This window comes from Pseudomonas sp. C9D1 (assembly GCF_056491235.1).
Map to the genome: position 1 here is coordinate 4,065,725 of NZ_JBSZIE010000002.1, position 20,224 is coordinate 4,085,948.

18 protein-coding genes are annotated in these 20,224 nt (G+C 66.7%); 14 read left to right on the forward strand and 4 right to left on the reverse strand.

Features of this window, described 5'->3' with window-relative positions; genetic code table 11:
* Positions 1 to 69 precede the first annotated feature (69 nt).
* The 10 genes from bioF (at position 70) to ACXI0U_RS26640 (ending at position 11,937) form a co-directional block, all read left to right on the forward strand.
* A complete protein-coding gene (bioF, locus tag ACXI0U_RS26595) occupies positions 70 to 1,251 on the forward strand; it encodes an 8-amino-7-oxononanoate synthase (protein WP_431483233.1) in 1,182 nt (393 codons plus the stop codon).
* Positions 1,244 to 1,969: an alpha/beta fold hydrolase gene (locus ACXI0U_RS26600; RefSeq protein ID WP_431483234.1), complete on the forward strand. Its 726-nt coding sequence runs from the start codon at positions 1,244 to 1,246 to the stop codon at positions 1,967 to 1,969. Before bioF ends, ACXI0U_RS26600 begins: the two co-directional genes overlap by 8 nt.
* Positions 1,962 to 2,792 (forward strand): malonyl-ACP O-methyltransferase BioC, encoded by an 831-nt coding sequence (bioC, locus tag ACXI0U_RS26605; RefSeq protein WP_479551039.1) that lies wholly within the window; start codon positions 1,962 to 1,964, stop codon positions 2,790 to 2,792. Before ACXI0U_RS26600 ends, bioC begins: the two co-directional genes overlap by 8 nt.
* On the forward strand, positions 2,793 to 3,476 hold the full coding sequence (gene bioD, locus ACXI0U_RS26610; RefSeq protein WP_431483236.1) for a dethiobiotin synthase: 684 nt from the start codon (positions 2,793 to 2,795) through the stop codon (positions 3,474 to 3,476).
* A gap of 90 nt (positions 3,477 to 3,566) precedes the next feature.
* Positions 3,567 to 3,836: a hypothetical protein gene (locus tag ACXI0U_RS26615; protein WP_271659769.1), complete on the forward strand. Its 270-nt coding sequence runs from the start codon at positions 3,567 to 3,569 to the stop codon at positions 3,834 to 3,836.
* 57 nt (positions 3,837 to 3,893) lie between these two features.
* Entirely contained in the window at positions 3,894 to 4,595 is a 702-nt protein-coding gene (locus ACXI0U_RS26620; RefSeq protein WP_431483237.1) for a putative metalloprotease CJM1_0395 family protein, read from the forward strand.
* A 166-nt stretch (positions 4,596 to 4,761) separates the two neighbouring features.
* Positions 4,762 to 6,567, forward strand: a complete 1,806-nt coding sequence (locus ACXI0U_RS26625; RefSeq protein WP_021222743.1) for a phenylacyl-CoA dehydrogenase — start codon at positions 4,762 to 4,764, stop codon at positions 6,565 to 6,567.
* Between the two features lie 191 nt (positions 6,568 to 6,758).
* Positions 6,759 to 8,051: a GGDEF domain-containing protein gene (locus tag ACXI0U_RS26630; RefSeq protein WP_431483238.1), complete on the forward strand. Its 1,293-nt coding sequence runs from the start codon at positions 6,759 to 6,761 to the stop codon at positions 8,049 to 8,051.
* A gap of 116 nt (positions 8,052 to 8,167) precedes the next feature.
* A complete protein-coding gene (locus ACXI0U_RS26635) occupies positions 8,168 to 9,964 on the forward strand; it encodes an acyl-CoA dehydrogenase C-terminal domain-containing protein (protein ID WP_265170341.1) in 1,797 nt (598 codons plus the stop codon).
* 194 nt (positions 9,965 to 10,158) lie between these two features.
* Complete coding sequence (locus ACXI0U_RS26640; protein ID WP_021222740.1) at positions 10,159 to 11,937, forward strand: acyl-CoA dehydrogenase C-terminal domain-containing protein; 1,779 nt, start codon at positions 10,159 to 10,161, stop codon at positions 11,935 to 11,937.
* A 262-nt stretch (positions 11,938 to 12,199) separates the two neighbouring features.
* Here the strand turns inward: ACXI0U_RS26640 and ACXI0U_RS26645 are convergent, their stop codons facing one another.
* Together ACXI0U_RS26645 and ACXI0U_RS26650 are read right to left on the reverse strand one after the other, a co-directional pair.
* Complete coding sequence (locus ACXI0U_RS26645) at positions 12,200 to 12,853, reverse strand: endonuclease I family protein (protein WP_479551040.1); 654 nt, start codon at positions 12,851 to 12,853, stop codon at positions 12,200 to 12,202.
* Between the two features lie 406 nt (positions 12,854 to 13,259).
* A complete protein-coding gene (locus ACXI0U_RS26650) occupies positions 13,260 to 14,150 on the reverse strand; it encodes a LysR family transcriptional regulator (protein ID WP_479551041.1) in 891 nt (296 codons plus the stop codon).
* A gap of 102 nt (positions 14,151 to 14,252) precedes the next feature.
* Between ACXI0U_RS26650 and ACXI0U_RS26655 the strand changes: the two genes are divergently transcribed.
* From ACXI0U_RS26655 to ACXI0U_RS26670, 4 genes are read left to right on the forward strand one after another with little or no spacing between them, the layout of a single operon-like run.
* Positions 14,253 to 14,951, forward strand: a complete 699-nt coding sequence (locus tag ACXI0U_RS26655; protein WP_236206452.1) for an MOSC domain-containing protein — start codon at positions 14,253 to 14,255, stop codon at positions 14,949 to 14,951.
* Positions 14,948 to 15,187 (forward strand): hypothetical protein, encoded by a 240-nt coding sequence (locus tag ACXI0U_RS26660; RefSeq protein ID WP_479551042.1) that lies wholly within the window; start codon positions 14,948 to 14,950, stop codon positions 15,185 to 15,187. Before ACXI0U_RS26655 ends, ACXI0U_RS26660 begins: the two co-directional genes overlap by 4 nt.
* On the forward strand, positions 15,180 to 16,376 hold the full coding sequence (locus ACXI0U_RS26665) for an acetylornithine transaminase (RefSeq protein ID WP_479551043.1): 1,197 nt from the start codon (positions 15,180 to 15,182) through the stop codon (positions 16,374 to 16,376). The genes ACXI0U_RS26660 and ACXI0U_RS26665 overlap by 8 nt, the downstream gene beginning before the upstream one ends.
* A gap of 1 nt (position 16,377) precedes the next feature.
* Entirely contained in the window at positions 16,378 to 17,082 is a 705-nt protein-coding gene (locus ACXI0U_RS26670; protein ID WP_479551044.1) for a type 1 glutamine amidotransferase, read from the forward strand.
* Positions 17,083 to 17,546: 464 nt separating this feature from the next.
* On the opposite strand, the gene ACXI0U_RS26675 is transcribed toward ACXI0U_RS26670, so the two are convergent.
* Both ACXI0U_RS26675 and ACXI0U_RS26680 read right to left on the reverse strand, forming a co-directional pair.
* Entirely contained in the window at positions 17,547 to 18,335 is a 789-nt protein-coding gene (locus tag ACXI0U_RS26675) for a carbon-nitrogen hydrolase family protein (protein WP_479551045.1), read from the reverse strand.
* Positions 18,336 to 18,349: 14 nt separating this feature from the next.
* A complete protein-coding gene (locus ACXI0U_RS26680) occupies positions 18,350 to 20,032 on the reverse strand; it encodes a flavin monoamine oxidase family protein (protein WP_043246987.1) in 1,683 nt (560 codons plus the stop codon).
* Positions 20,033 to 20,224: the final 192 nt, after the last annotated feature.

Genomic DNA, 20,224 nt, shown 5'->3' on the forward strand with positions numbered 1-20,224 from the left:
GCCTGAAGCCGGAAGCTTGAAGCGGGTGGCTCGGGCTTTCAGCTTCTAGCTTCCCGCTTCGAGCTTTCTATGCCCTTCAATCTCGCTTACCGACTCGCCGAGCGCCGCGCCGCCGACCTTTACCGCCAGCGCCCCCTGCTGGAAAGCCCCCAGGGGCCCGAGGCGGTGGTGGATGGCCGGGCGGTGCTCGCCTTCTGTTCCAACGACTACCTGGGCCTGGCCAACCACCCCGAGGTGATTGCCGCGCTGCGTGCCGGTGCCGAGCGCTGGGGTGCCGGTGGGGGTGCCTCGCACCTGGTGATCGGCCATAGCGGACCGCACCACGAACTGGAGCTGGCCCTGGCCGAGTTCACCGGTCGGCCGCGCGCGCTGCTGTTCTCCACCGGCTACATGGCCAACCTGGGCGCCGTCACTGCCCTGGTGCGCAAGGGCGACAGCGTGCTGGAGGATCGCCTCAACCACGCCTCGCTGCTGGACGCGGGCCTGCTCTCCGGGGCACGTTTTTCCCGCTACCTGCACAACGATGTGGGCAGCCTGGCTTCGCGCCTGGAGAAGGCGGAAGGCAACACCCTGGTGGTCACCGACGGTGTGTTCAGCATGGACGGCGACCTCGCCGACCTGCCTGCGCTCTGCGCCAAGGCCAGGGAGAAGGGCGCCTGGGTGATGGTCGACGACGCCCACGGCTTCGGTCCCCTGGGCGCCACGGGCGGCGGCATCGTCGAGCACTTCGGCCTCGGCCTGGAAGACGTGCCCGTGCTGGTGGGCACCCTGGGCAAGGCCTTCGGCACCGCCGGTGCCTTCGTCGCCGGCAGCGAGGAGCTGATCGAGACGCTGGTGCAGTTCGCCCGCCCTTACATCTACACCACCAGCCAGCCGCCCGCTGTGGCCTGCGCCACGCTCAAGAGCCTCGAGCTGCTGCAGAAGGAGAGCTGGCGCCGCGAGCACCTGAACGGGCTGATCCAGCGCTTCCGCGAGGGCGCCGCCGAGATCGGCCTGACGTTGATGGACAGCCCGACGCCGATCCAGCCGATCCTCGTCGGCGACAGCGCCCGGGCCCTGAGGCTCGCGGCCCTGCTGCGCGAGCGCGGCATTCTCGTCGGCGCCATCCGCCCGCCCACGGTGCCGGCCGGCAGCGCGCGCCTGCGGGTGACCTTTAGCGCCTCCCACAGCGAGGCCCAGCTGGAACTGTTGCTCCTGGCGTTGTCCGAAAGCTGGAACATTCTGGCTAAGGAAGGAAGAACCGATGCGTGATCGATTGATCCTGCTGCCCGGCTGGGCGCTGGGCCCGGCGGCCCTGGAGCCGCTGCGCGATGCCCTGTCCGAGCGAGCGCCGCACCTGAACATCGAGATCGAAGCGCTGCCCGACCTGGCGGAGCCGGAAGCCTGGCTCGACGAACTCGATGCGCGCCTGCCGAGCGACTGCTGGCTGGCCGGCTGGTCCCTGGGCGGCATGCTGGCGGCGCAATTGGCGGCACGGCGCGATGGGGCATGCCGCGGGCTCATCGGGCTGGCCAGCAACCTGTGTTTCCGTGCCCGCGACGATTGGCCGAGCGCCATGCCCGGCGAGGTCTTCGCTGCCTTCCACGAAGCCTTCGGCCTTGACCCCGAGTTGACCCTCAAGCGCTTCCGCATGCTGGTGAGCCAGGGTGCCAAGGACCCGCGCACCCTGGCGCGGCAACTGCAGGTCACCCAGCCGTCGACGCCATTCGAAGTACTGGAGGCCGGCCTGCAACTGCTGGCCGGGCTGGATACCCGTGGCGCCCTGCGTGCCTACAGCGGCCCCCAGCTGCACCTGTTCGCCGGCCGCGATGCGCTGGTGCCCGCCGCCGCCTGCCAGGCGTTGCTGGATTGGTTACCGGACGTGGAGGCGTCGATCATCCGTGAGGCCAGCCACGGCCTGCCGGTGGAGTGCCCGGATGCGGTCGCCGAAGCGATGCTGGCGTTCATGTTCGAAGGTGAAGATGTCTGAATCCGTTGCCCTGCCTCTGCCCTGTGCTCCCCAGGAAACTTCGACCCTGCCGGACAAGCGCCAGGTAGCGGCCTCTTTCTCCCGCGCAGCGGCCAGCTACGACAGCGTGGCCGAATTGCAGCGCGCCGTCGGCGGTGCCCTGCTCGACAGCCTGCCCAAGCACTTTGCTCCTGAGCGCTGGCTCGACCTGGGCTGCGGCACCGGGTACTTCTCGCGCCAGCTGGCGCAGCGCTTCCCAGCTTCGTCCGGCCTGGCGATGGATATCGCCGAAGGCATGTTGCAGCACGCGCAACCGCTGGGGGGCGCGCGGTATTTCGCGGCGGGCGATGCCGAGCGCCTGCCGCTGGCAGATGGTTGCTTGGACCTGGTGTTCAGCAGCCTGGCGATGCAGTGGTGCGGCGATTTCGCGGCGGTGCTGGCCGAGGCGCGGCGGGTGTTGCGCCCGGGTGGACTGCTGGTGTTCAGCAGCCTCTGTGTCGGCACCCTGCAGGAGCTGCGCGACAGCTGGCAGGAGGTGGACGGCTTCGTCCACGTCAACCGCTTCCGTGAGTTCCAGCGCTACCAGGCGCTTTGCGGCGCAAGCGGACTGACTCCGCTGCAGCTCGAACGTCGCCCGCGAACCCTGCATTTCCCCGACCTGCGCAGCCTGACCCATGAGCTCAAGGCGCTGGGTGCGCACAATCTCAACCCCGGTCGGCCCGGTGGCCTGACCGGCCGGGCGCGCATGCTCGCCCTGATCGACGCCTACGAGCGTCGCCGCGATGACGCCGGCCTGCCCGTTACCTATCAGGTCGTCCACGGCCTGCTGCGCAAGGATTCCTGAATGGCCGCTGCCTTCTTCATCGCCGGTACCGACACCGAGATCGGCAAGACCACGGTGGCTGCTGGCCTGCTGCATGCCGCGCGCCGGGCCGGGCTGTCCACGGCGGCGAGCAAGCCGGTGGCGTCCGGTTGCCTGGCTACCGCCGATGGCCTGCGCAACGAAGACGCCCTGGCACTGCTGGGCGAGTGCTCGCTGCCGCTGGCCTACGAGGAGATCAACCCGCTGGCCTTCGAGCCCGCCATCGCCCCGCATCTGGCTGCCCGCGAAGCCGGTGTCGAGCTGAACCTGGCCGCGCTCTCGGTCCCGGTGCGGCGGATTCTCGACAAAGGCGCCGACTTCACCCTGGTGGAAGGGGCGGGTGGCTGGCGGGTGCCCCTGGCGGACCGGGCCAACCTGTCCGACCTGCCGATTGCCCTGGGCCTGCCGGTGATCCTCGTGGTCGGCGTACGCCTGGGCTGCATCAACCATGCACTGCTCAGCGCTGAGGCGATCCTGCGGGATGGACTGCCGCTCGCCGGCTGGGTGGCCAACCTGGTGGACCCTGATACCTCGCGCCTGGAAGAGAACTTGGCCACCTTGGCAGAACGTCTTCCGGCACCTTGCCTGGGCCGTATCCCGCGCCTCGACGCCCCGACACCCGGCGCCGTTGCCGCCTGGCTGGACCTCGCCCCGCTTGGGCTATAAGCGATCCGAAGTTGATAGCCTTTTGTTTGTACGTTTTTTAGGCGTTTTCTGCTTCAATTAGGTCGTTAATCTCTTGTTTCGGGGTTGGTGATGGAAATCTCCGGTAGTGCCTTCAGCGCAGGATTGAGTGCTCTGCAGTCTGGCCAGCGTCGTATCGACCAGGCTGGTGCGGATATCGCAGGCTCGTCCGTGCAGCGCAACCAGCAGGCCCCCAGCGCCCGCGTGCAGGAATTCAACGGTGCCGACCAGGCAAGCAACCTGGTGGACCTCAACGTCGGCAAGTTCCAGGCGGAAGCCGGGGCGCAGGTGATCAAGACCGCTGACGATGTACTCGGAACCCTGATCGACACCCGTGCCTGACTGACGGCTTCCCGACTGCGATAGCGGCGGTGGCCTGGCGCGGGCAGGGAGGGCCCCATGCGGATCGGCAGTGCTGCATATCTCCCTTCGTCGGCGAGGACGCTCCTGCCTACGCGCGGCGCGGTTGACAGCGTTGCAGCCGAATCCTCTTCCCCCCTTCGTGATCCCGCCTCTTCCGGCGAACTGGCTTCCTCATCCGAAACGCGTGCTGCCGATGCGCGCGGCGCAGGTGCATCCGCCACGCGCCAGACCCGTCAGCAGGAGCAACAGGACCTGCAGGAAATCGCCGAGCTGGCCGCGCGGGACCGAGAAGTCCGCGCCCATGAGCAGGCCCATGCCTCGGTAGGTGCCGCCTACGCGGGCTCACCCAGCTACACCTTCAAGCGCGGGCCGGACGGCCAATCCTATGCCGTGGGCGGCGAAGTGGGGATCGACGTCAGTGCCGTGGCCGGCGATCCCGAGGCCACCTTGCGCAAGATGGAGGTGGTGCAACGCGCGGCGCTGGCGCCGGCCGATCCCTCCGCACAGGACCGCCGCGTCGCCGCCGAGGCTGCCGCTAAGGCCGCTCAGGCGCTGGTCGAGCTCGGCCAGCTGCGCCGCGAGGAAGCCGCCGAGGAAACCGCTCGCAAGGCCGAGGCGCGCGCCGAGACGGACGACGCCTCCGAATCGTCCCCACCGGGCGCCAATCAGGAGCTTGGGCTCTACCTCCAGGTCGCTCGCTCCGACGCGCCCGGGCCCCTGCTGGATATCCGCGCCTGAGCCGCGACAGGCGGATGCTTGACAAGGGATTGGCGTAAACGTATGTTTCAAACACCTGTTTGATTGTCGGGCGGCTTCCGCGCAGCCCACAGCGACTACCGTGATGTTGTAAGCGACCGATGTGCCGGTCACCTTAACTAGGAACCCACCGTAGAGGTTTACTGCTATGCCTGATTACAAGGCCCCCTTGCGTGATATCCGTTTCGTACGTGACGAGCTGCTCGGCTACGAAGCGCACTATCAGAGCCTGCCTGGCTGCCAGGACGCCACCCCGGACATGGTTGACGCCATTCTCGAGGAAGGTGCGAAGTTCTGTGAGCAGGTGATCGCTCCGCTGAACCGCGTGGGTGACATCGAGGGTTGCACCTGGAGCGAGTCCGGCGTGAAGACCCCGACCGGCTTCAAGGAAGCCTACAAGCAGTTCGTCGAAGGCGGCTGGCCGAGCCTGGCCCATGACGTCGACCACGGCGGCCAAGGCCTGCCCGAGTCGCTCGGCCTGGCCATCAGCGAAATGGTCGGCGAAGCCAACTGGTCCTGGGGCATGTACCCCGGCCTGTCCCACGGCGCGATGAACACCCTGTCCGCCCACGGCACCGACGACCAGAAACACACCTACCTGACCAAGCTGGTATCCGGCGAGTGGACCGGCACCATGTGCCTGACCGAACCGCACTGCGGTACCGACCTGGGCATGCTGCGCACCAAGGCCGAGCCCCAGGCCGATGGTTCCTACAAAGTCACCGGCACCAAGATCTTCATCTCCGCCGGTGAACACGACATGGCCGACAACATCGTCCATATCGTCCTGGCCCGCCTGCCCGATGCACCGGCCGGCACCAAAGGCATCTCCCTGTTCATCGTGCCGAAGTTCCTGCCGACCGCCGAAGGCGGCGTGGGCGAGCGCAACGCCGTTGCGTGCGGTTCCCTCGAACACAAGATGGGTATCCACGGCAACGCCACCTGCGTGATGAACTTCGACGGCGCTACCGGTTTCCTGATCGGCCCGGCGAACAAAGGCCTGAACTGCATGTTCACCTTCATGAACACCGCTCGCCTGGGTACCGCGCTGCAAGGCCTGGCCCACGCCGAAATCGGTTTCCAGGGTGGCCTGAAATACGCTCGCGAGCGTCTGCAGATGCGTGCTCTGACCGGCCCGAAAGCGCCCGAGAAGCCCGCTGACCCGATCATCGTCCACCCGGACGTGCGTCGCATGCTGCTGACCATGAAAGCTTTCGCCGAAGGCAACCGCGCGATGGTGTACTTCACCGCCAAGCAGGTCGACATCGTCAAATACAGCCAGAACGAGGAAGAGAAGAAAGCCGCCGACGCGCTGCTGGCCTTCCTGACCCCGATCGCCAAGGCGTTCATGACCGAAGTCGGCTTCGAGTCGGCCAACCACGGCGTACAGATCTATGGCGGCCACGGCTTCATCGCCGAGTGGGGCATGGAGCAGAACGTTCGCGACAGCCGCATCTCCATGCTGTACGAAGGCACCACCGGCATCCAGGCTCTGGACCTGCTGGGCCGCAAGATCCTCATGACCCAGGGCGAAGCGCTGAAGGGCTTCACCAAGATCGTGCACAAGTTCTGCCAGGCCAACGAAGGCAACGAAGCCGTCAAGGAATTCGTCGAGCCGCTGGCCAAGCTGAACAAGGAGTGGGGCGACATCACCATGAAGGTCGGCATGGCTGCGATGAAAGATCGCGAAGAAGTCGGCGCCGCCTCCGTGGACTACCTGATGTACTCCGGTTACGCCTGCCTGGCTTACTTCTGGGCCGACATCGCTCGCCTGGCTGCCGAGAAGATCGCTGCCGGCGAAGGCGACGCCGCCTTCTACAAGGCCAAGCTGCAGACCGCGCGTTTCTACTTCAAGCGCATCCTGCCGCGTACCCGTACCCATGTTGAAACCATGCTGTCCGGCGCCAACAACCTGATGGACCTGGCCGAAGAAGACTTCGCCCTCGGTTACTAAGGCTTAGCGCTGTACGAAGAAGCCCGCCGCAAGGCGGGCTTTTTCATGGGCGTGTGAATGTGCCCGCAACCTCGGCCAAGAGGGCGCGAATAGGGGCGTTTCGTCGCGCAGACGGATGCGTGGCCCCTGCAGAAATGCAATCATATGGCCAGCTCGCCCACCCCCTTCGATACCTGTCTGGATCAGCATCAGTGCGGTCTTTCTCGTCCTTTCGCGTCAGTCATTTCGTCCCGCCCCTGGCCCTGATCCTGGCCGGCGGCGTGATGGGCTCGCTGACGGTCATGACGGAGTTCTTCGTCTCGCTGTTCAACGTGCTGCCCACGCTCCTGCTGCTGCTCGGCGGTTCGTTCTGCGCCGCCTACGGCCGCCTGCGCCAGCTGTTCCTGCTGCTGATCCTCTACCTCGCCTACTACCTGCTCGACACCCAGGTCGACTACTACCAGACCGAACGCGTGGTCCGCGAAGACGCGGCCCTGGTGTTCCACCTCTGCAGCCTGCTGCTGCCCCTGCTGTTCGGCCTGTTCGGTTGCTGGCAGGAGCGCACCCATCTGCTGCAGGACTTCGTCGCCCGCGCTGCGGTGATGCTCGCCGTGGTCGGCGTTGCCGTCGCGCTTGGTCGCAGCTACCCCGAATCCGTGCTGCCTGCGCTCACCGCCGTGCACTGGCCGTTGCTGCATGGCACCTGGATGAGCCTGATCCAGCTTTCCTACTTCGCCTTCGTCGGCGCGTTGATCGCCCTGGCGGTCATCTATGTGCGCCAGCCCAGGCCGCAACATGCCGCCCAGCTCCTGGCGCTGCTGGGCATCTGGTGGATGCTGCCCAAGGTCTTCGTCCTGCCCCATGCACTGCATGCCATGAGCAGCCTGGCGATGCTCGCGCTCACCGCCTCGGTGGCCCACGAGGCCTACCAGATGGCCTTCCGTGACGAGCTCACCGGGCTGCCCGGCCGCCGCGCCCTCAACGAGCGCCTGCAGCGCCTCGGACGCAACTACGTGCTGGCGATGACCGACGTCGACCACTTCAAGAAATTCAACGACACCTACGGCCACGATGTCGGCGACCAGGTGCTGCGCATGGTCGCCAGCCGCCTGAAGAAGGTCACCGGCGGTGGCAAGGCGTATCGCTATGGCGGCGAGGAATTCACCATCGTCTTCACCGGCAAGACCATGGAGGAATGCCAGCCGCACCTGGAGGCGATACGCGAAGCCATCGAGAACTACAGCATGCAGTTGCGCGACAAGGACAGCCGCCCCAAGAGCGACGAGCAGGGCCGCAGCAAGCGCAGCGGCGGTGCCGGGCAGAGCGTCTCGGTGACCATCAGCATCGGCGTGGCCGAGCGTGACGCCGAACAGCGCACGCCGGAGGAAGTCATCAAGGTGGCGGACCAGGCCCTCTACAGCGCCAAGAGCGCCGGCCGCAACCGGGTCTTCCTGCACGGGCAGAACCGTCGCGGCGCCGTGCGGGTGAAGCGGGCCGCCACGTAGACCGCAGGTTATGGCGATGCATTCAGCGCTTGCAGCGTCGTTGTCCGGCTGCGGCTTGAGCAGTAGGGTCGGATGATTGGCGCCGACCATGGCGCTCACCCGACGGAGAACCTGCCATGCCCGAGTACAAGGCCCCCCTGCGCGACATGCGCTTCCTCATCGACGAAGTCTTCGATTTCCCGGCCACCTACGCCGCCATCGGTGCCAGCGACGCCACCCCGGACATGGTCTCGGCGATTCTCGAAGAGGGTGCCAAGTTCTGCGAGCAGGTGCTCTCGCCCATCAACCGTTCCGGCGACGAAGAAGAGTGCCAGTGGAACGACGGCGTGGTGACCACGCCCAAGGGCTTCAAGGAAGCCTTCGCCCAGTACGTGGAAGGGGGCTGGAACGGCCTGGCCGCCGACCCGGCCTACGGTGGCCAGGGCCTGCCGCACTCCCTCGGGCTGATCATCAGCGAGATGGTCGCCTCCAGTAACCAGTCCTGGGCCATGTACCCCGGTCTCACCCACGGCGCCATGTCGGCCATCCACGCCCACGGCACCGAAGAGCAGAAGCAGACCTACCTCACCCGCATGACCGAAGGCCGCTGGACCGGCACCATGTGCCTCACCGAGCCCCATTGCGGCACCGACCTCGGCATCATCAAGACCCGCGCCGTGCCCCAGGCCGACGGCAGCTATGCGGTCAGCGGCACCAAGATCTTCATCTCCGCCGGCGAGCACGACATGAGCGAGAACATCGTTCACCTCGTCCTCGCCAAACTGCCCGATGCGCCCGCCGGCACCAAGGGCATCTCGCTGTTCATCGTGCCCAAGTTCATGCCCGCCGCCGACGGTGCCGTCGGTGCGCGCAACGCCGTGTCCTGTGGCTCCATCGAGCACAAGATGGGTATCAAGGCCTCCGCCACCTGCGTGATGAACTTCGACTCCGCCACCGGCTACCTGATCGGCGAGGCCAACAAGGGCCTCAACTGCATGTTCACCATGATGAACCACGCCCGCCTGGGCACCGGCATGCAGGGCCTCTGCCTCGGCGAGGCCAGCTACCAGGGCGCCGTGCGCTACGCCAACGACCGCCTGCAGATGCGCGCACTGACCGGGCCGAAAGCCCCGGAAAAGGCCGCCGACCCGATCATCGTGCACCCCGACGTGCGCCGCATGCTGCTGACCATGAAGGCGTTCAACGAAGGCAACCGCGCGCTCTCCTACTTCACCGCGCAACTGCTGGATATCGCCCACGGCAGCCAGGACACCGAGCAGCGGCAGGAAGCCGATGACCTGCTGGCCTTCCTCACCCCCATCTGCAAGGCCTTCATGACCGAGACCGGCCTCGAAGCCACCAACCTCGGCATGCAGGTGTTCGGCGGCCACGGCTATATCCGCGAGTGGGGCATGGAGCAACTGGTGCGCGACTGCCGCATCGCTCCCATCTATGAAGGCACCAACGGAATCCAGGCCCTCGACCTGCTTGGTCGCAAGGTGCTCGGTAGCCAGGGCAAGCTGCTGCGCGGCTTCACCAAGCGCGTGCACAAGTTCTGCCTGGCCCAGGCCGAGCACCCGCAGTTCAAGGCACAGGCCGCCGAACTGGCACGGCTCAACCAGCAGTGGGGCGAGCTGACCCAGAAGGTCGGCATGGCCGCGATGAAGAACCCGGACGAAGTGGGCGCCGCCTCCGTCGACTACCTGATGTACTCCGGCTACATCGTGCTCGCCTGGTTCTGGCTGCAGATGGCCGTGGTCGCCCAGGCCAAGCTCGACGCCGGTACCAGCGAGGCGGCGTACTACCAGACCAAGCTCGCCACCTTCGACTTCTACTTCAAGCGCCTGCTGCCCCGCACCACCGCCCATCAGGCCGGGGTCGAGGCGGGCAGCGACTGCCTGATGGCCCTGCCGGCCGACCAGTTCGCGCTCTAAGCGTCTAATCTCGGTGTATCCAGGGGCCCGCCATGTGCGGGCCCTTTTCATCCGGGTTGCGAATTGTGACTTATCGATAACATATGGTCACGCAACGACCCTATGTGTCTCAAAAGTTGTTCGGGTACACTGCCGCCCTGTTCCGTGAAACCGGCCCTTCCGGCCGCCTGTAGAGTTCCTGCGAGGTTTTGCACATGGCTGACTACAAAGCGCCCCTGCGCGATATGCGCTTCGTCCTCAACGAGGTTTTCGAGGTTGCCAAGCTCTGGGCCGAGCTGCCCGCCCTGGCCGAGACCGTCGATGCCGAAACCGCATCCGCGATCCTCGAAGAGGCCGGCAAGGTCACCGGCGGCACCATCGCCCCGCTGAACCGTTCCGGCGACGAAGAAGGCTGCCAGTGGAGCGACGGCGCGGTCACCACGCCTGCCGGTTTCCCCGAGGCCTACAAGACCTACGCCGAAGGCGGCTGGGTCGGTGTCGGTGGCGATCCGGTCTACGGCGGCATGGGCATGCCCAAGGCGATCTCCGCCCAGGTCGAGGAAATGGTCAACTCGGCCAACCTCTCCTTCGGCCTCTACCCGATGCTCACCGCCGGTGCCTGCCTGTCGATCAACGCGCACGCCAGCGAAGAGCTCAAGGAAAAGTACCTGCCGAACATGTACGCGGGCGTCTGGGCGGGCTCCATGTGCCTGACCGAACCCCACGCCGGCACCGACCTGGGCATCATCCGCACCAAGGCCGAACCCCAGGCCGACGGCAGCTACAAGGTCACCGGTACCAAGATCTTCATCACCGGCGGCGAGCACGACCTCACCGAGAACATCATCCACCTGGTCCTGGCCAAGCTGCCCGACGCGCCCGCCGGCCCGAAAGGCATCTCGCTGTTCCTGGTGCCCAAGTTCATGGTCAATGCCGACGGCTCCCTCGGCGAGAAGAACACCCTGTCCTGCGGCTCCATCGAGCACAAGATGGGCATCAAGGCCTCCGCTACCTGCGTGATGAACTTCGACGGCGCCACCGGCTGGATCGTCGACGCCCCGAACAAGGGCCTGGCCGCCATGTTCACCATGATGAACTACGAGCGCCTCGGCGTTGGCATCCAGGGCCTGGCTTCCGGCGAGCGTTCCTACCAGAGCGCCGTCGAATACGCCCGCGACCGCATCCAGAGCCGTGCGCCGACCGGCCCGGTCGCCAAGGACAAGGCCGCCGACCCGATCATCGTGCACCCCGACGTGCGTCGCATGCTGCTGACCATGAAGGCGGCCAACGAAGGCGGCCGTGCCTTCTCCACCTACGTCGCCATGCAGCTGGACACCGCCAAGTTCAGCGAAGACCCCGTCGTGCGCAAACGCGCCGAAGAAATGGTCGCCCTGCTCACCCCCGTGGCCAAGGCCTTCCTCACCGACCTCGGCCTGGAAACCACCGTCCACGGCCAGCAGGTGTTCGGCGGCCATGGCTTCATCCGCGAATGGGGCCAGGAGCAGCTGGTGCGTGACGTGCGCATCACCCAGATCTACGAAGGCACCAACGGCATCCAGGCGCTGGACCTCGTCGGCCGCAAGATCGTCGGCAGCGGCGGCGCGTTCTACAAGCACTTCTCCGACGAGATCAAGGCCTTCACCGGCAGCGCCTCCGCTGACCTGGCCGAGTTCGTCGAGCCGCTGAACGCTGCGGTCGCCAACCTCGACGACCTCACCGCCTGGCTGCTGGAAAGCGCCAAGTCCAACCCCAACGAGATCGGCGCCGCGTCGGTCGAGTACCTGCACGCCTTCGGCTACACCGCCTATGCCTACATGTGGGCGCTGATGGCCAAGGCCTCGCTGGGCAAGGAAGGCCAGGACGAGTTCTACGCCAGCAAGCTGGGCACCGCGCGTTTCTACTTCGCCCGCCTGCTGCCGCGCATCCACTCCCTGACCGCCTCGGTGAAAGCCGGCAGCGAGTCGCTGTACCTGCTGGACGCCGCCCAGTTCTAAGCGGCCCCCGCAAACGAAAAAGCCCCGCCGATGCGGGGCTTTTTCATTTGAGCGTGGGAAACCGCGTCTTCAGGACGTGGTCATGAGTCGCCGGCTCTGTGCCTGTGACGGTTCGCGCCGAGGACTGACAGGATGAGCTCGTGCCGTAGGGTGTGCCGTGCGCACCGCCGCTCGGTGCTTCCGGCGAGTCCCAGGTGCGCGCAGCACACCCTACGTTCGGAGTGAGCGGCGGCTGCAGGCTCCGAAGCCTGGTTGCGCCCCTTCAATCCGCAATCAGCGTGTCCACCAGGCCCGGGTCGTCGATGAAGCGATTGCGCGTGCCCTGGAGGCCGGCGATCTGCTCGTTGCGTGCGCGCTCCTCGGCGTCTACCGGGTCCAGACGGTGCCATTCCTTGAACATCTGCACCTGGCCGACGATAGGCAGGCCGTACTCGATGTGCATGTAGAAGATCGCCCGGGCCACGTTGCCCTTGGCGGCATCGCGGGGCTCCACCAGCTGGAAGCTGGCCTTGAGGTCGCAGTCGGCGCCGAACTTGCTCGGCACATCGCCCACCATGCCGAACAGCGCGTTGCGCCGCGCCAGCTCGACCCGCGCCAGTTCCGGGTAGAGGTTGTGCAGGTCGGCGAGCATGAAGGGGTACTGCGGGTTGGCGGTCTTGCACTGGCTATCGGTGACGCAGCGCAACGCGCTCTTGATCTGCTTGATGGGGTAGACGGGGCTCGCCGCCAGCAGCCCGCTCTGGCCGTTGAAGGCCTTGCCGCAATAGAGCGTGGTGCCCGCGCCAGGGTAGAGCTGCTGCCAGAAGGCCTGGGTCACGGCCGCCTTCGGGTCGGGGAGCCGTGTCTGGCCGCCGGCCAGGGCGGAAAGGGGGATGCAGGGAGCGAGGCAGAAAAGCGCAATCGTTACTACGCGCATGGTCATGACCCTGTAAGACCGCCGGAAAAGGCTGGCTACTTCGTTCTTGTAGGACAATGCGGAGTCTATCAAGCGACTATTCTGAAGACAAAACCTACCGATCGCTTGCTCGGTAGCGGTAGCACCTCTGGAATGGGGGTTTTATCGAATTGATGGCATTTTGTGATCAGATCGCCAATCCACTGATTTGTAAGTTAATGCTTACATTGCCTGAAGGTTTTAGCTGCTTCCGCCTACATGGGTACAGGACTAATCTTTGCTCCATAGGGACGTAGCGCAGGAAGCGCACTGAATAACAGGGACTACGCCGGATTTCCGCCAGGATGGTGGGTAGATCAGGGATGTCAGGGATACAAGTCTGCAAAAACCTCGCTTCGGCGGGGTTTTTCTTTTTCTGGCCCAGGTTTCACGCAGTCGGCGTCACCAGCTTCTCCAGCAGCGCCTGCAGCAGCTCCAGCGTCGCCTGCTGGCGCTGGGCATCGCGGAACACCAGTCCCACCTTCAACGGCACCCGCGGTTCGCTCAAGGGCTTCCACAACAGCGCCTGGTTGGCGTGCAGCTGCCGCGCCCGGCCGGGCAGCACCGTGGCCAGGCGGGTGTGCGGCAGGCTGTCGAGGATGCCGGCCATATGGTTCAGCTCCGCCTGCACCTGGGGGCGCCGGCCGATCAGCGCCAACTGCTCCTGCCAGATCTGCCGCACGCGGAACTCCTCGCCCAGCAACAGCATCGGCAGCTCGGCCGCCTGGGCCAGGGACACCTTGCGGAACTCCTTCAGCGGGTGCTCCTCGGGGATCACCAACTGCAGCTCGTCCTCGTACAGCAGCTGGCTGTGCAGCCCGGGCTGGCGCGGCGGCAGGAAGCCGATGCCGATATCCAGGTTGCCGGTCAGCAGCCGCCGCTCGATATCCAGCCCCGACAATTCGTAGATCTGCACCACCAGGTGCGGCTGGGCCTCGCGCAGGCGCTCCAGCAGCAGCGGCACCAGGCTCGCGTTGACCGTCTGCAGCACGCCGATGGCCAGGCTGCGGGGCGATTGGCCACGGAAATTGCGCAACGCCTCCCGTGCCCGTTCCATGCCGTCCAGCAGGGGCAGCGCATGGTTGTACAGCGTGTGCGCGGCCAGGGTCGGCAGCAGGCGCTTGCCGGTGCGCTGGAACAGGCTCACGTCCAGCCCTTGCTCCAACTGGCGGATCTGCTGGGAGAGCGCCGGCTGGGAAATGCTCAGGCGCTCGGCGGCGCGGCCGACATGGCCTTCCTCGTAGAGCGCGACGAAATAGCGGAGCTGGCGGAAATCCATAAGGGTTACTTATCGAAGAAACTGAAAAATCGAAATGTCATGCGCAGCGGCAAGGCCCTATTCTAGCGGCCATAGAACCTGGTTCAAGCGCTGGAGCACGACATGCAGGGCCTGGAAGTAAAGGGTGTATTCATAGGCAAAGCCGAAGATATCGGCGGTGGACTCAGCAGCGCCATCGACAAGCGCCCGGTGGAACACCGGCTCTGGCTCTGGCCCCAGGGCCTGGGCAGCGACGAGCAGGGCGACCCGCGCTTCCACGGCGGCCCCGAGCGCGCCCTGCACCACTACCCGGCCGAGCACTACCGCTACTGGCGCAAGCACTACCGCCATCTCGCCTGGAAGGCACCGTCCTTCGGCGAGAACCTCTCCACCTACGGCCTCACCGAAGAGCAGGTGTGCATCGGCGACAGCTTCCGCTGGGGCGAAGCCATCATCCAGGTCAGCCAGCCGCGTTCCCCCTGCTACCGCCTGAGCCGTCGCTGGGGCATCGAGGAACTGCCGCGCCTGGTGCAGGACACCGGTCGCTGCGGCTGGTTCTACCGCGTGTTGCGACCCGGCTTCGTCAGCACCGAGGATCGCCTCTCGCTGCTCGACCGCCCGCATCCGGAACTCAGCGTCGCCCGTGCCGTGCGTGCCTACTTCCACGAGCCCCTGGAGCGCGAGGGCCTGCACCTGCTGCAGGCCTGCGAAGCCCTGAGCGGCCGCTGGCGCGATGGTGCCGCGCGGCGCCTGGCCAGCGGCCAGGTCGAAGACTGGAATGCACGCCTGCACGGCCTGCCGCTGGAGGGCATGCGCGCATGAGCGACTACCAGATCAACCTGGAACGTCACGGCGTGCTGCTCGCCACCCTGGAGGTGAGCCAGGCGCGCTACGTGGAAACCACCGCCCTGTTGCGCGAGCGTTTTCCCCTCGCCGAAGGCTTCGGCCTGCGCATCCGCCGTCGCCGCGAGCTGCGCCGCATCCTCGAGCAGGGCCCGGAAGGCTTGCGCCTGCTGGGCATCGAATACCGCCACGAAGAGGTGCCCGAACATGCGTGACCCCCTGGCCAGCCTGCGCCTGATGCGCACCGTCGAGCGCCCCTCCCAGGTCTTCGTGCGGGGCCAGGGCTCCTGGCTGTGGGATGCCGACGGCCGCGCCTACCTCGACTTCACCCAAGGCTGGGCGGTCAACAGCCTCGGCCACAGCCCAGGCGTGGTGGTGGAGGCGCTCAAGCGCCAGGCGGAAGCGCTGATCAACCCCGGCCCGGCCTTCTACAACCGCGGCATGCTCAAGCTCGCCTCGCGCCTGTGCCAGGCCAGTGGCAGCGACCAGGTCTACTTCCTCAACGGTGGTGCCGAAGCCAACGAAGGGGCGATCAAGCTGGCGCGCAAATGGGGCCAGCTGCACCGGGGCGGCGCCTACGGCATCGTCACCGCCTGCAACAGCTTCCATGGCCGCACCCTCGCCACCATGTCCGCGTCCGGCAAGCCGGCCTTCCAGGATATGTTCGAGCCCAAGGTGCCCGGCTTCACCAAGGTGCCGTTCAACGACCTCGACGCCCTGCGCGCGGCCGTCGACGACAGCACGGTGGCGGTGATGCTGGAGCCTGTGCAGGGCGAGGCCGGGGTCATCCCCGCCACCCTCGAATACCTGCAGGGCGCCGAGCGCCTGTGCCGCGAACGCGGCGTGCTGCTGATCCTCGACGAAGTGCAGACCGGCGTCGGCCGTTGTGGCGCCTTGCTGGCCGAAGACCTCTACGGCGTGCGCGCCGACATCATCACCCTCGGCAAGGGCCTGGGCGGCGGGGTGCCCCTGGCCGCGCTGCTGGCCCGTGGCAACGCCTGTTGCTTCGAACCGGGCGAGCAGGGCGGCACCTACCACGGCAACGCGCTGATGACCGCCGCCGGCCTCGCCGTGCTCAACACCGTGCTGGAGCCGGGCTTCCTCGAACAGGTGCGCGAGGTCGCCCAGCACCTGCGCGAAGGCCTGGCCCGCGTCGCCCGTCGTCATGGGCACGGCCCCTTGCGCGGCCATGGCCTGCTGATCGGCATGCCGCTGATCGAGCAGCGCGCCGATGCCGTGGTCCGCGCCGCGCTGGGGGAGGGCCTGCTGATCAACGGCCTGGCCAGCGACTGCCTGCGCTTCTCCCCGGCGCTCACGGTCAGCCACGCCAACGTCGATGAAATGCTCAAGCGCCTCAACCGCGCCTTCGCCCTGGCCAAGGGCAAACACAAGGAGCCCGCCTGATATGCGCGTCGCCATCCTCCAGCACGTGCCCTTCGAGGGCATCGGCCGTATCGCCCAATGGCTCGACCTGCGTTCCGCCCAGGTGCGGGTGCACGACCTCTATGCCGACTGCCCGCTGCCGCAGCTGGATGACTTCGAGCTGCTGATCGTCATGGGCGGCCCGATGAGCGTCCACGACGAAGCCGTGCTGCCCTGGCTGGTCGGCGAGAAGGCGCTGATCCGCGCGGCGCTCGAGGGCGGCAAGCGGGTGCTGGGCATCTGCCTGGGCGCCCAGTTGCTGGCCGAAGCCCTGGGAGCGCAGGTGCGCCCGGGCGAGGCCGAGATCGGCTGGTGGCCCATGGAGAAACACGCCCTGGCCGAACACTCGCCCCTGGGCCGCATGCTGCCGCAGCGCCTGATGGCCATGCATTGGCACGGCGAGACCTTCGACCTGCCGGCGGGCGCCATCCCGCTCTATGGCTCGGCCACCTGCGCCAACCAGGGCTTCGTCTGGCAGGAGCGCGCCATCGGCCTGCAATGCCACCTGGAAAGCACCCCCGAAAGCATCCACGCGCTGCTCGAAGCTTGCCCCGAAGACCTGGCCCTCGCCGGCTCGGTGGAAAGCGCCGCAGCCATCCGTGACGGCTACCCCCACTGCAGCGCCCTGGCGCCGACGCTGTTTCGCCTGCTCGACTACCTCACCGGTCCCCACGCCGTGCTGACCTGACCCTTTCCCCTCGAGTCTGTTTTCTCAACCGCCCGGTGGCCCTGCCCTTTGCCCCGGGCGGTTTTTCATTCAGGGCGATGAAAGGCTTCGCGAGCAGGGCTCGCTTCTGCGGGGGGCTGTCCCCGGAAACCGTGGATGGGGCTGTGGATAAGCTGTGTGTACACGGCTGCGCGCCTTGCACTGCACAGCGCTTCGTCGGGTGATCGATTTCCGAGCAGGTGGGTTCGCCATGGTTCCGTTGGGCCTCGCTGCGCTCGGCGCCAACCTACGGGCGGTGCGGCCTCGTAGGCCGGGTGCAACCCGACGGCCCGGGCGCGGAGCCCACGCGGGTTTCACCCGCCCTACCTGTCCCCGGAAACCGTGGATGGGGCTGTGGATAAGGTGTGTGTACCTGGCTGCGCGCCTTGCACTACGCAACGCTTCGTTGGGTGGTCGATTTCCGAACAGCAGTGCTCGGCGCCAGCCTAGGGGCGGTACAGCTCCGGCCGGTGGTCGTGCAGGTAGGTGATGGCGGCGCGGGAGGTTTCCAGGGCTTCGTGGGCGATATCGGCCAGCAGCAGGGTTTCGTCGCGGCCGGCGCGGGCGGTCTGTTCGCCGTCCGGGCCGTTGAGGCTGGAGAGGCCGCAATAGCGGATGGCCCCCTCGGCGCCGCAGTAGTTGGCGTAGGCGAGGTAGCACTGGCTCTCGTAGGCGCGGGTGCGCACCAGCACGTCGCAGACGAAGTCGTACGGCACCATGTTGGCGGTGGGCACCAGCACCAGCTCGGCACCGGCCTGGGCCAGGCGGCGCACATTCTCGGGGAATTCCACGTCGTAGCAGATCAGCACGCCGAGCTTCCAGCCTTCCAGCTCGAGGATCGGGCAGGGCGCCTCGCCCGGGCTGAACAGGCCCCGGTCCAGCTCGCCGAACAGGTGGGTCTTGCGGTAGTTGCCCAGGCGCTCGCCCCGCGCGTCGATCAGTTGCGCCGAGTTGAACAGGGCGCCGTCAGCGCCCCGTTCCGGGTAGCCGTAAAGAATGGCGATGCCTTGCTCGCGGGCGATGGCGGCGATGCGCTGCGCCCAGGGGCCATCGCTGGGCTGGGCCAGTTCCTGCGCCGCCTCGCGGCCGATGTTGTAGCCGCTCAGGTACATCTCCGGGCCCACCAGCAGGCGGGCGCCGCGGCGTGCCGCCTCGGTGGCCTGGCGGAGCAGGCGCGCGAGGTTCGCCTCCGGGTCCAGCGGCAGGGGCGGGCACTGGTAGAGGGCGATGCGCATGGCGTCTCTCCTGATCATTCCGGCAAGGCGATGGGGCCGAGTTCGGCGAACACATCGCCCGGGCCGGGGTTGGCGGCGTGGGTGGCGCCGCCGTAGTGCTTCATGATCCCCCACACGGCGTTGAGCGAGGTCTGCACCGCGCCCTCCACCCAGGCCGGGGTCCAGGACACGTCGTCACCGGCGATGAACATGCCCTTGTGCTCGGCGGGCATGTCGTCCTGCATGAAGTGCGCGTACATGCGCTGGTTGTAGCGGTAGTGGCCCGGCAGCGCGCCCTTGAAGGCGCCGAGGAAGTGCGGGTCGGCCTCCCAGGAAACGGTGATCGGGTCGCCGATGATGTGGCTGGCGATGTCCACGTCCGGGTAGATCTTCTTCAGGGCGTCCAGCGCCAGCTTCACGCGCTTCTCGATGGGCTGCGGCAGCATCTTCAGCGCGTCGCTCATCCAGGAGTAGGAGAGGCAGATCACCCCCGGCTTGTCGTCGCCGTTGTCGAACAGGTAGGTGCCGCGGGTGAGGCGGTCGGTGAGCGTCATGCTCATGGTGTCGCGGCCGGTGACCGGGTCCTTGTCCTTCCAGAAGGGCCGGTCGACCATCACGAAGGTCTTCGACGACTGCATGTAGCGGGTGCGGTCCAGGGCCATCCACATCTTCTGCGAGAACAGCGATTCCTCGCATTCGATCTGGGTGGTCAGCAGCCAGCTCTGGCAGGTGGTCAGCACCGCCGCGTAGTGGCGGGTGTCGCCCCAGGCGTCGGTCACCGCCAACTGGCCGTCGGCGGCGCGGGCGATGCGCTTCACCCCCGGGCGCGGCGCGCCGTTGTGCAGGGATGCCAGGCTGGTGCCCGCCGGCCAGTGGGCCATGCGCTCCGGCACGTGGCGCCAGATGCCCAGCGGCACCTGCTGCACGCCGCCCACCACCAGATGCTGGTGGTCGTCGCAGTTGGTCATCACCACGCGGAAGATCTCCAGCATGGAGTTGGGGAAGTCCGAGTCCCAGCCGCCGGTGCCGAAGCCCACCTGGCCGAACACCTCGCGGTGGTGGAACGACAGCTTGGCGAAGGCCTTGGAGGTGGCGACGAAGTCGTAGAAGGTGCGGTCGTCCCAGAGTGGCACCAGGCTGTTCCACAGCGCTTTCAGGCGCTTGGTGTCGCGGTCGCGGATGGCCTGCTGGATCTCGCTGAACTGCGCGCCGTCCTCCAGGGCATCGGCCCAGGCATCGGCCACCTCGCGGAACAGCGCCGGCAGGTCGGCCATCTTCTCGGCGTAGTAGGTCTTGCCCTCGAGGTCGATCACCGTGCTGCCGGAGGCCGGCGTCAGCGGGTTGGGGAAGGGGCGGGTCTCAAGGCCCAGCTTGTCGACGTAGTGGTAGAAGGCCGTGGACGACACCGGGAAGCGCATGCCGCCCAGCTCCGCGATGATCCCCTCGGTGCCCTCGAAGCTCTGCGAGCGCAGGCGACCGCCCATCTTCGAAGCCTCGTACACCACGGGCTTGAGGCCCAGCTTCATCAGCTCGTAGGCGGCCACCAGCCCGGCGATACCGGCGCCGACGATGGCCACTTCCTCGCCCTGGCGCTCGACGGGAATGCTGCCCAGGCCGGCGGGGTGCTCGATCCAGTCATCGAAGGCGAAGGGGAAGTCGGGGCCGAAGATGGTGATCGGCTTCTTGCCGTCGGCGGGGTGGCGATTGGTGGTGTGCATGGCGACCTGAAGAATGAGAGGGCTGTCTGGGCAGCGTTGGCGTCATTCTAGGGAGGCTTATTTTCGTCCATAAGACGTTTTGTGTCGTCACTAAGCCAGTTTTTATAGCTAAACGACGACCATTAATGGCGATATGACGAAATGCTATCCCGCCCAGCCAGGTAGCCAAGGAATATTCATCTACGCGTAGAG

What these genes read in the sequence shown, in the direction of transcription:
- ACXI0U_RS26645 (WP_479551040.1), bottom strand. Translation starts at nt 12,853, where the DNA reads ATGCGCGTAGTAACGATTGCGCTTTTCTGCCTCGCTCCCTGCATCCCC.
- ACXI0U_RS26675 (WP_479551045.1), bottom strand. Translation starts at nt 18,335, where the DNA reads ATGCGCATCGCCCTCTACCAGTGCCCGCCCCTGCCGCTGGACCCGGAG.
- ACXI0U_RS26660 (WP_479551042.1), top strand. Translation starts at nt 14,948, where the DNA reads ATGAGCGACTACCAGATCAACCTGGAACGTCACGGCGTGCTGCTCGCC.
- bioF (WP_431483233.1), top strand. Translation starts at nt 70, where the DNA reads ATGCCCTTCAATCTCGCTTACCGACTCGCCGAGCGCCGCGCCGCCGAC.
- ACXI0U_RS26615 (WP_271659769.1), top strand. Translation starts at nt 3,567, where the DNA reads ATGGAAATCTCCGGTAGTGCCTTCAGCGCAGGATTGAGTGCTCTGCAG.
- ACXI0U_RS26625 (WP_021222743.1), top strand. Translation starts at nt 4,762, where the DNA reads ATGCCTGATTACAAGGCCCCCTTGCGTGATATCCGTTTCGTACGTGAC.
- ACXI0U_RS26665 (WP_479551043.1), top strand. Translation starts at nt 15,180, where the DNA reads ATGCGTGACCCCCTGGCCAGCCTGCGCCTGATGCGCACCGTCGAGCGC.
- ACXI0U_RS26655 (WP_236206452.1), top strand. Translation starts at nt 14,253, where the DNA reads ATGCAGGGCCTGGAAGTAAAGGGTGTATTCATAGGCAAAGCCGAAGAT.
- ACXI0U_RS26620 (WP_431483237.1), top strand. Translation starts at nt 3,894, where the DNA reads ATGCGGATCGGCAGTGCTGCATATCTCCCTTCGTCGGCGAGGACGCTC.
- ACXI0U_RS26640 (WP_021222740.1), top strand. Translation starts at nt 10,159, where the DNA reads ATGGCTGACTACAAAGCGCCCCTGCGCGATATGCGCTTCGTCCTCAAC.
- bioD (WP_431483236.1), top strand. Translation starts at nt 2,793, where the DNA reads ATGGCCGCTGCCTTCTTCATCGCCGGTACCGACACCGAGATCGGCAAG.
- ACXI0U_RS26670 (WP_479551044.1), top strand. Translation starts at nt 16,378, where the DNA reads ATGCGCGTCGCCATCCTCCAGCACGTGCCCTTCGAGGGCATCGGCCGT.
- ACXI0U_RS26600 (WP_431483234.1), top strand. Translation starts at nt 1,244, where the DNA reads ATGCGTGATCGATTGATCCTGCTGCCCGGCTGGGCGCTGGGCCCGGCG.
- bioC (WP_479551039.1), top strand. Translation starts at nt 1,962, where the DNA reads ATGTCTGAATCCGTTGCCCTGCCTCTGCCCTGTGCTCCCCAGGAAACT.
- ACXI0U_RS26650 (WP_479551041.1), bottom strand. Translation starts at nt 14,150, where the DNA reads ATGGATTTCCGCCAGCTCCGCTATTTCGTCGCGCTCTACGAGGAAGGC.
- ACXI0U_RS26635 (WP_265170341.1), top strand. Translation starts at nt 8,168, where the DNA reads ATGCCCGAGTACAAGGCCCCCCTGCGCGACATGCGCTTCCTCATCGAC.
- ACXI0U_RS26680 (WP_043246987.1), bottom strand. Translation starts at nt 20,032, where the DNA reads ATGCACACCACCAATCGCCACCCCGCCGACGGCAAGAAGCCGATCACC.